At 47.3% G+C, this 8,586-nt stretch carries 8 protein-coding genes; 6 read left to right on the top strand and 2 right to left on the bottom strand.

What is annotated here, in order from left to right:
* Window positions 1-441: 441 nt before the first annotated feature.
* Both GX419_07875 and GX419_07870 read right to left on the bottom strand, forming a co-directional pair.
* Complete coding sequence (locus GX419_07875) at window positions 442-1,266, bottom strand: alpha/beta fold hydrolase (GenBank protein ID NLI24604.1); 825 nt, start codon at window positions 1,264-1,266, stop codon at window positions 442-444.
* Between the two features lie 5 nt (window positions 1,267-1,271).
* Entirely contained in the window at window positions 1,272-1,985 is a 714-nt protein-coding gene (locus GX419_07870) for a pyridoxine 5'-phosphate synthase (protein ID NLI24603.1), read from the bottom strand.
* A gap of 41 nt (window positions 1,986-2,026) precedes the next feature.
* Between GX419_07870 and GX419_07865 the strand changes: the two genes are divergently transcribed.
* The 6 genes from GX419_07865 to bamA all read left to right on the top strand — a co-directional run bounded on the left by GX419_07865 (window position 2,027) and on the right by bamA (window position 8,583).
* Window positions 2,027-2,692, top strand: coding sequence for a CBS domain-containing protein (locus tag GX419_07865; GenBank protein ID NLI24602.1), 666 nt, complete (start codon window positions 2,027-2,029; stop codon window positions 2,690-2,692).
* Window positions 2,693-2,717: 25 nt separating this feature from the next.
* The gene (locus tag GX419_07860; GenBank protein NLI24601.1) at window positions 2,718-3,596 is read left to right on the top strand and encodes an NAD kinase; all 879 of its coding nucleotides are present in this window, start codon (window positions 2,718-2,720) and stop codon (window positions 3,594-3,596) included.
* Between the two features lie 167 nt (window positions 3,597-3,763).
* On the top strand, window positions 3,764-4,558 hold the full coding sequence (locus tag GX419_07855) for a hypothetical protein (protein NLI24600.1): 795 nt from the start codon (window positions 3,764-3,766) through the stop codon (window positions 4,556-4,558).
* Between the two features lie 27 nt (window positions 4,559-4,585).
* On the top strand, window positions 4,586-5,248 hold the full coding sequence (locus GX419_07850) for a hypothetical protein (GenBank protein ID NLI24599.1): 663 nt from the start codon (window positions 4,586-4,588) through the stop codon (window positions 5,246-5,248).
* An 11-nt stretch (window positions 5,249-5,259) separates the two neighbouring features.
* Window positions 5,260-6,000 (top strand): isoprenyl transferase, encoded by a 741-nt coding sequence (locus tag GX419_07845; protein ID NLI24598.1) that lies wholly within the window; start codon window positions 5,260-5,262, stop codon window positions 5,998-6,000.
* A 12-nt stretch (window positions 6,001-6,012) separates the two neighbouring features.
* A complete protein-coding gene (gene bamA, locus GX419_07840) occupies window positions 6,013-8,583 on the top strand; it encodes an outer membrane protein assembly factor BamA (protein ID NLI24597.1) in 2,571 nt (856 codons plus the stop codon).
* Window positions 8,584-8,586 lie beyond the last annotated feature (3 nt).

Here is an 8,586-nt window from a genome sequence, read left to right as displayed (position 1 = left end):
GGCATCCGGGCAAATCCCGCTGAAACGGAGTGAAAGCGGCCGGTTAAGCCCGGATTGCGCATCAGGAGTGTAGCGAACTGATGCGCAGTGTGTTTGCTTTGCGCGAAGGCATCCGGGCAAATCCCGCTGAAACGGAGTGAAAGCGGCCGGTTAAGCCCGGATTGCGCATCAGGAGTGTAGCGAACTGATGCGCAGTGTGTTTGCTTTGCGCGAAGGCATCCGGGCAAATCCCGCTGGAACCAAATTCCTGAATTTTCACCGCCGGCAATCAGAATACATGTAGTTTCTTCAATACATAAGGTGTTGCAGAGGTTTGCGTTCCTTCTGCCATGGATACAACCCTGGGCATTGGAATTCGAAACCTCCGGTTTCGTGACGTTTGTTCAACACATGAAAATGATCGAATGGAAAGGTGGTAATTAAAGCCCCGAAGGAGCGGCATTATTTCAGGATCTTATTATTTCTTATAAAATCACTGACTACCTTCAGGAACTGTTCGGGCTGTTCTGCATGCACCCAGTGTCCTGCTCCCTGAATTACTGACAGAACGGAATGCGGGAGAACATTTCTGATACTTTCTTCATCTTCCGGTTCAATGTAATGCGATAGTTCCCCCTTAATAAACAAAGTTGGTATTACTACCGGATATTTTTCCTCCGGATCAGTTCCGGGATGCAGTCCATCCAGAACGGAGGAGAGGTTTTCCGAAAGGGCCTTCAGATTGAGGAGCCAGGTAAATGTGCCGTCGGAGCGGCGGTGCAGGTTTTTCAGAAGAAACTGGCGTACTGGCAGGGAGGCAATGGTTTCAGAAAGTGCCCTGTCAGCTTCCTGACGGCTCTGAAGATGTTCTATGTCCAGTTTCAATAGTGACTCAACGATTGTCTTATGCTGTAACTCATGCATTTTACCCCGGGGGGTATTTCGTAAATCAGCGGGAGCAATATCGACTACAATGAGCCGGGAAAGTTTTTCAGGATATCTGACGGCAAAGAACATGGCTGTTTTTCCTCCCATGGAATGCCCCATAAGAATGGCATTTTCTAATTTCATATCTTCGAAGAGCCGTGCAATGTCTTCGCGCATGGCCTGGTAGGAGTGTTCCTGATCATGGGGTGAGTGCCCGTGGTTGCGCATATCGGGCAGGATAACCCTGAAGTGAGGAGCCAGTTCTCTGGCTATGGAAAGCCAGTTGTCGGACATTCCGTAGAGTCCGTGCAGAATAACAAGAGGTGTGCCGGTTCCTGTTTCCCGGAAGAACAGCTTCAGAGGAGTCATCTCAGTTGCTGAAGGTACATTCCGATTGTATTTTCCAGCCCGTAATAGAGGGCATCGCTTATCAGTGCGTGGCCGATGGAAACTTCGAGCAGTCCGGGAATGTTCGATGCAAAATACCGCAGGTTTTCGAGGTTCAGGTCATGCCCGGCATTGATGCCAAGCCCCAGTTCGTTAGCTTTCTTTGCCGCTTCAATAAAAGGTTTGATGGCAGCAGCAGGATTTTCGGGGTACATTTTTGCATAGGGTTCGGTATAGAGTTCAATGCGGTCAGTTCCTGTGGTGGCAGCGGCTTCAATCATGTGCAGATCGGTACCAACGAAAATGGATGTTCTGATTCCGGCTTCCTTCAGACGGGCAATGACTTCCCGCAGAAAACGCTGGTGGGTAATGGTATCCCATCCTGCATTGCTGGTGATGGCATCATGCGGGTCAGGAACAAGGGTAACCTGGTCAGGCTTAACTTCCAGAACGAGGTTCAGAAAACGGTCGTTCGGGTTCCCTTCAATATTGAATTCTACATGAATGCGGGGACGAATCTCCCTTACGTCGGAATACCGGATGTGGCGCTCATCCGGCCGCGGATGAACGGTGATGCCTTCTGCCCCGAAACGCTCGCAGTCGAGCGCCGCCTTCAGCACGTCGGGAATATTCCCTCCGCGGGAATTTCGTAATGTTGCAATTTTGTTTATATTTACACTCAGCCGTGTCATAGTTTTTTGATTTCCTGCAAAGGTATGGTGAATTTTTGGATATGGTAGCACGTGATCTGATTTCGGATATTGTCCCTCCGCTGAAAACCTCCGACACAGGCTTTCATGCCCTGTCGCTGATGGAAGTATTCCGGATATCGCATCTGCCCATCGTAAACAACAGGGAATTCCTCGGGCTGATATCCGATACGGATATTTACGACCTCAATATGGCCGACGAACCGATAGGAAATCATAAATTGTCCCTGTTCAGTCCATACGTCCGTGAAGACCAGCATATTTTTGATGTCATATCACTGGTTTCCAGGCTGAAACTCACCGTGGTCCCGGTGCTCGATCATCAGAACAATTACCTCGGACTGGTTACCATGAATGATTTGCTCCGTTATTTTGCTGATTTTTCAGGCATCGCTAATCCCGGCGCCATCCTGGTGCTTGAGATGAACCAGACAGATTATTCCCTTTCGGAGATTGCCAGAATTGTTGAAGGGAATGATGCAAGAATTCTGGGATTGTTCATTTCCCAGCCTTCTGACTCCACCCGGATGGAACTTACAATTAAAATTAACCGGACGGATGCATCGGCTATTATTCAGACCTTCATCCGGTATAACTACAACATCAAAGCTTCGTTTAATGAAGAAGGGGAATTGGATGCCCTCTATAAAAGCCGGTACGATGAATTTATGCGTTATCTGAACGTTTAACAATGGGTTTTTTTGATTCTTCCCAATGAAGATTGCTGTTTTTGGAAAAAATTTCGGGTCGGGCTGTGATGTGCAGATCGTACGTTTTTTTGATATATTGGCCGGCCATGGTTGCAAGGTTTACATTTACCAGCCGTTTTATGAGTATCTGAAAGCCGAGAAAAAAATAGATGTTCGGGCTGAAGGGCTGTTTCTTAGCCACAACGATCTGCAAGGCGATTTTTCCTTTTTCTTCAGCATTGGAGGTGACGGTACCTTTCTCAAATCGGTGAGTGTGGTACGCGATACCGGCATACCAGTTATCGGACTCAATACCGGGCGGCTGGGATTCCTTTCCAATATTGCCAGAGAAGAAATTGAACAGGCTCTTGAAGAGATTTTTAAAGGATCATACCGGATCGAGGAACGCAGCCTACTTCAGGTGACCATGGAAGGGGGGCAGTTCGGTGAATTTCCGTATGCACTCAACGAATTCACTCTTCATAAATCGGGCTCATCAATGATTACCATCCACGCCTGGGTGAACGATGAGTTTCTTAATGCCTACTGGGCCGACGGACTGATTATATCAACGCCCACCGGTTCAACAGCCTATTCCATGAGTGTAGGCGGGCCGGTAATGACGCCGGGTGCAAGGGATTTTATCATAAGTCCCATTGCTCCCCATCATCTTACCGTACGGCCCATCGTGGTATCCGATGCATGTACCCTTCGTCTTTTTGCCGAAAGCCGCGATCAGACGATCATTGCCTCTCTCGATTCCCAGTCATACCATATTCCGGAGAAAACTGAAATCCTCATCCGGAAAGCGCCTTTTTTTCTGCGGACACTTCAGCTAAGCCAAACCAGCTTTTTCAGCACCCTGCGGAACAAACTCATGTGGGGTGCCGACCGGAGAAACTGATTTTGCATATTTTAACACTTTACCATATATTTACATAACCAAGCAGAACCATGCGGCGTATCCGGCAACTTGGTCAGTTATACAATAAATGCCGGTTTTATTAAGTTATAGATACGGAACATGGTTCTGCGAAAAATATTATTTTTGTGAACTGAAACGAATCCGCCATGCACAAAAAAGCAATCGCAGCCTTCCTTTTGATCATCTTGGCGGCTTCCGGCAGCTATGCACAGCGCTGGAAGCTCGTTAGGTATGAACTGATACTGGGTGCCGGTACCACCAGTTTTTTCGGTGATATCGGAGGTGGAGCCGACCGGAATAACTGGTTTGGCATTAAAGATATACGCCTGGATGCTACCCGCCCTTCCTTGACGGTGGGTCTTCGGTACAAATTCTATCAGAATTTTGCAGGCCGTTTTACGCTTGCTTACGGAATGGGTGCAGGAACCGATATAGGTGCGGTTAACGAAGCACGCGGATATTCCTTTACAACGCATATTATTGAACCTTCCGTGGTTGCGGAGTACTATTTTCTCTCCGAAGACAGAAGGCTGGCTTCGAATGCAGTTTATAACCGGAGAGGAATGATCAATAACTATTCCCGCCTTGGGGCATATGTGTTTGGCGGACTGGCAGGCATTTATTTCAGTCCGAAACTCAGCAATGTCCGTCCGGGCGACATAAACGTAACCAACGATTACTCGCACATTTCAGCGGCCATACCACTGGGTGTGGGAGTAAAATATGTTATCAGCGATGCCTGGATGGTGGGTTTTGAACTGGGAGGAAGGCTGTCCCTTTCCGATTTTGTTGACGGGTACAATCCCCCTGTAGCTGGTAACAAAGCACAGGATATTTACTATTTTACCGCTTTTAATGCCGTTTACCGTATTAAAAACGACAGGGAAAACGTGCCTCTTTTCCTGAAACAATACATTAACCGCCGTCCACGAAACAGATAATTGAAACCCACACTTTCCCGCATATACATGAAAAAATTCGGATGCAGTTTATTGCTCCTGGGGCTCGTATGGACTTGCCTGCCGGCTCAGCGCAAGGCTGATGTTGGTTTTTTTGCCGGCTCTGCATGGTATCTGGGTGATATGAATCCCAAAATTCCTTTCCTTAACCCCGGGCCTGCCCTGGGTGCTCTGTTTGCCTACAATTTTAATCCCAGATATGCTGTAAAAACCCAGCTGAATTTTTTCCAAGTAAGCGGTAAAGATGCCGGTTCGTCCGATCCCTTCAGAACCCTCCGCAACCAATCCTTCTCTTCATCAGGTTTTGATGTTTCGGCTGTTTTTGAACTGAATTTTGATGCTTTTAAGCTCGTCGACCGGGCTCATCCGGTTAGTCCATACATAAACGGCGGTGTCGGAATTTGCTATCCGGTGTCCGGCCCGGCCGCCGGTTCATTCATTCCTTCCCTGCCATTTGCCTTAGGAATAAAGGCAGGAATCAACCGAAGAGTAGGAATCGGAATTGAATATGCTTGCCGTAAACTTTTTTCAGATAATTTTGACGGCTTAAAAAATTATGGCAGTGAAGGCTTGCGGAATTTTTATACTAACAACGATTGGTATAACTTTGCGGGCTTTTATTTGACGTACAAGTTGTTCGACCGGCCGGGTGATTGTCCGGTGTATTGGTAAAAAAGTGTGAGATGACGTACAAAGACCAGATTATAGCAGAGAAATTACCCCAGCATATTGCCATCATAATGGACGGCAACGGGCGGTGGGCAAGGCAACGTGGCAACCAGCGCGTTTTCGGACATTATAATGCCGTCAAGGCCGTGCGCGATACGGTTGAAGCTGCCGCTGAACTGGGTATCAAATACCTTACCCTGTTTGCTTTCTCCACCGAAAACTGGAGAAGGCCGCAGAGCGAAGTGGATGCCCTTATGTCGCTGCTGGTTTCCACCCTGCAATCCGAATTAAAAACGCTGGTCGACAACAACGTCCGGCTCCTGGCCATTGGCAATATTGCCAGCCTGCCCGAAGAAGTACAGGCAGAACTGGATAAAGTAATTCAGTTAACTTCTTCCAACAAGGGACTGACCCTTATTCTCGCTCTGAGTTACGGGGCCAGGTGGGAAATTGCCCGGGCAGCCAGAGCCATTGTGCAGGATGTGCTCGATGGTCGTTTGAATCCCGAAAAGATTGACGACTGCCTTTTTGCTCAGTATCTTACTACTGCCTATATTCCTGATCCTGAACTTCTTATACGGACCAGCGGAGAAAAGAGAATCAGCAATTTTCTCCTATTTCAAATGGCCTATACCGAATTGTACTTTACCGAAGTACTTTGGCCCGATTTTCGCAGGGAAGATTTGTACAGGGCAATTTGTGACTTTCAGAGCAGAGAAAGAAGATTCGGAAAAATTAGTGAACAGTGTAAATAGAGAAAGAGGAATATGGCAAACGTGCGTGCATTCAGATTGTTCTGGTTGATTATATTGACAGGATTCATTGGCATTCCCTCTCCGGCCCAGGATACAATTCCTTTTGCAGATTCTGTAAAAATCCTTCCGCCGGCGATTATTGAACATGACAGCCTGCCGGTCATTGACTATTCCAAAACCGAAACCTATGTTATTGCCGGCATTACGGTATCAGGGGTGAATTACCTTGATAAGGAGGTTCTGGCCAACCTCTCGGGTTTTTCGGTGGGCGACAAGATTACGGTACCCGGAGAAGATATCACCAAGATGCTGAAGAAATACTGGAGCCAGGGTTTGTTTTCCGATGTCCGCATTGCTTCCCGCATCGAAGGAGATCAGATATACCTCGATATCTACCTGAAGGAACGCCCCCGGCTATCTACTCTCAGCATTGTTGGGCTGAAGAAATCAGAAACCAAAGATATTACCGATAAGCTGAAAATCCGCAACGGAAGCCAGGTTACAGAAGATGTGCTGAACAATATCAGAACCATTGTAACCAAGCACTTTACCGATAAAGGCTTTTTCAATGTAAAGATTGATATTGTGCAGATCCCTGATACCACTTTGCCCAACAGAGTAAAGCTCAGGCTCATCATTGACAAAAACGAACGGGTGAAGATTTCCGATATTGTCTTTACCGGAAACAAGGAAATTCCTGCCAAGAAGCTGAGGAAAGCCATGAAAAAAACCCACCGGCGCGACTGGAATATCTTTAAAGGGTCAAAATATATCAAATCCAATTATGAGGAAGACAAAGTAAAACTGATTGAATATTACAATGAAAAGGGATACCGGGACGCCAAAATTCTGAAGGACAGCCTGGCTGTGCTAAATCCCAAACGAATCATCCTCTATCTGGATGTATATGAAGGTCCGAAATATTATTTCCGCAACATTACCTGGATCGGCAATACGGTTTATCCGTCAGAAGTTCTCAGCAAAGTGCTCGGTGTGAAAAAGGGAGATGTTTATAACCAGACCCTGCTTACCAAAAGGCTTTCAACCGACGAAGACGCTGTAAGTTCTTTGTACCTTGACAACGGATATCTTTTCTTTAATGTAAGCCCTGAAGAAGTGCTTATAGAGAATGATTCCATTGATCTTGAAATGCGCATTTCGGAAGGAAAGCAGGCAACGGTGAACAACATTATAATCAACGGGAACAACAAGACCAACGAGCATGTTATCCGGCGTGAAATCAGAACCCTACCCGGCGAATTGTTCAGCAAGTCAGAGATAATCCGTACGGTCCGTGAGCTTGCCCAGCTCGGGCACTTTGACCCCGAAAAGATCGAACCGAATCCGGTACCCAACCCTGCTGACGGCACTGTTGACATTCAGTACAATCTGCAGGAGCGGTCGAACGACCAGCTTGAAATCTCCGGAGGCTGGGGAGCAGGAATGCTGGTAGGAACCATTGGGATCAGGTTTTCCAATTTTTCTGCCCGCAGTATGTTGGATCCCAAAGCCTGGAGGCCGATACCCAGCGGCGACGGGCAAACCCTTGCTATCAGGGCACAGTCGAATGGTACTATTTACCGTTCCTACAGCATTTCCTTTGTTGAACCCTGGCTGGGAGGCAAAAAGCCCAATTCGTTGTCGGTTTCACTGTACAACTCAAAATACAGGAATGCCCGTTACGATTACTTTAGCAACAGGTACACACAGCAGGATAAAGGATTCATGAGCATTTCCGGTGTATCGGTCGGTCTGGGCCGCCGGCTTTCATGGCCCGATGACTTCTTTACCCTGTACAACGAAATCAGCTTCCAGAACTATACTCTGGACAATTACAAGGGCTATTTCAGTTTACTTCAGAACAACGGGGTTTCAAACAACTTTTCCGTTACCACAACATTCGGACGAAATTCAGTTGATCAGCCCATCTATCCGCGCAAAGGATCCAATTTTGCCCTTACACTGGCCATAACGCCTCCTTATTCGCTGATCAGCGGAAAGGATTTTACCGGTGCTTCCCAGAGTGAAAAATACAAATGGATTGAATATTACAAATGGAGTTTCAAGGCGGAATGGTACATGAACCTTGTTGACAAGCTGGTCCTCTTTACCCGCGGACAATTTGGATTCAAAGGATACTATAACAGCACTTTAGGGCAGTCTCCGTTTGAAGGATTTTATGTTGGCGGCGACGGAATGGTGGGGTACAACTTTTACGGATACGAAGTGATTCCTGTACGTGGCTATTCCAACAGCGGAGCAGGAAATACCATCGGAGCCCTTACCCCTCCGAAAGGAGCAAACTACTATACCAAGTATACCATGGAACTCAGATACCCGATAAGTCTGAACCAGCAGGCTACAGTTTTTGCCCTTACCTTCCTTGAAGCAGGGAACGGATGGACTTATGCACGCGATGTAAATCCGTTTGCTGTGCGCCGCTCGGCCGGGGTTGGCCTCAGGGCCTTCCTCCCGATGTTTGGCATGCTGGGCATTGATTATGGTTATGGATTTGATGATATTCCGTGGAACCCGGGAGAAAATCACGGACAGTTCCACTTTACAATAGGTCAGCAGTTCTAAATG

Source organism: Bacteroidales bacterium (genome assembly GCA_012517825.1).
GTDB lineage: Bacteria > Bacteroidota > Bacteroidia > Bacteroidales > JAAYUG01 > JAAYUG01.
The sequence above is the reverse complement of the archived record's forward strand: the minus strand, read 5'-3'. Positions and strand labels throughout refer to the sequence as shown.

Coding starts and splice junctions, on each gene's coding strand:
- GX419_07870 (NLI24603.1), bottom strand. CDS start 1,985: ATGACACGGCTGAGTGTAAATATAAACAAAATTGCAACATTACGAAAT.
- GX419_07865 (NLI24602.1), top strand. CDS start 2,027: ATGGTAGCACGTGATCTGATTTCGGATATTGTCCCTCCGCTGAAAACC.
- GX419_07860 (NLI24601.1), top strand. CDS start 2,718: ATGAAGATTGCTGTTTTTGGAAAAAATTTCGGGTCGGGCTGTGATGTG.
- GX419_07855 (NLI24600.1), top strand. CDS start 3,764: ATGCACAAAAAAGCAATCGCAGCCTTCCTTTTGATCATCTTGGCGGCT.
- GX419_07850 (NLI24599.1), top strand. CDS start 4,586: ATGAAAAAATTCGGATGCAGTTTATTGCTCCTGGGGCTCGTATGGACT.
- GX419_07845 (NLI24598.1), top strand. CDS start 5,260: ATGACGTACAAAGACCAGATTATAGCAGAGAAATTACCCCAGCATATT.
- bamA (NLI24597.1), top strand. CDS start 6,013: ATGGCAAACGTGCGTGCATTCAGATTGTTCTGGTTGATTATATTGACA.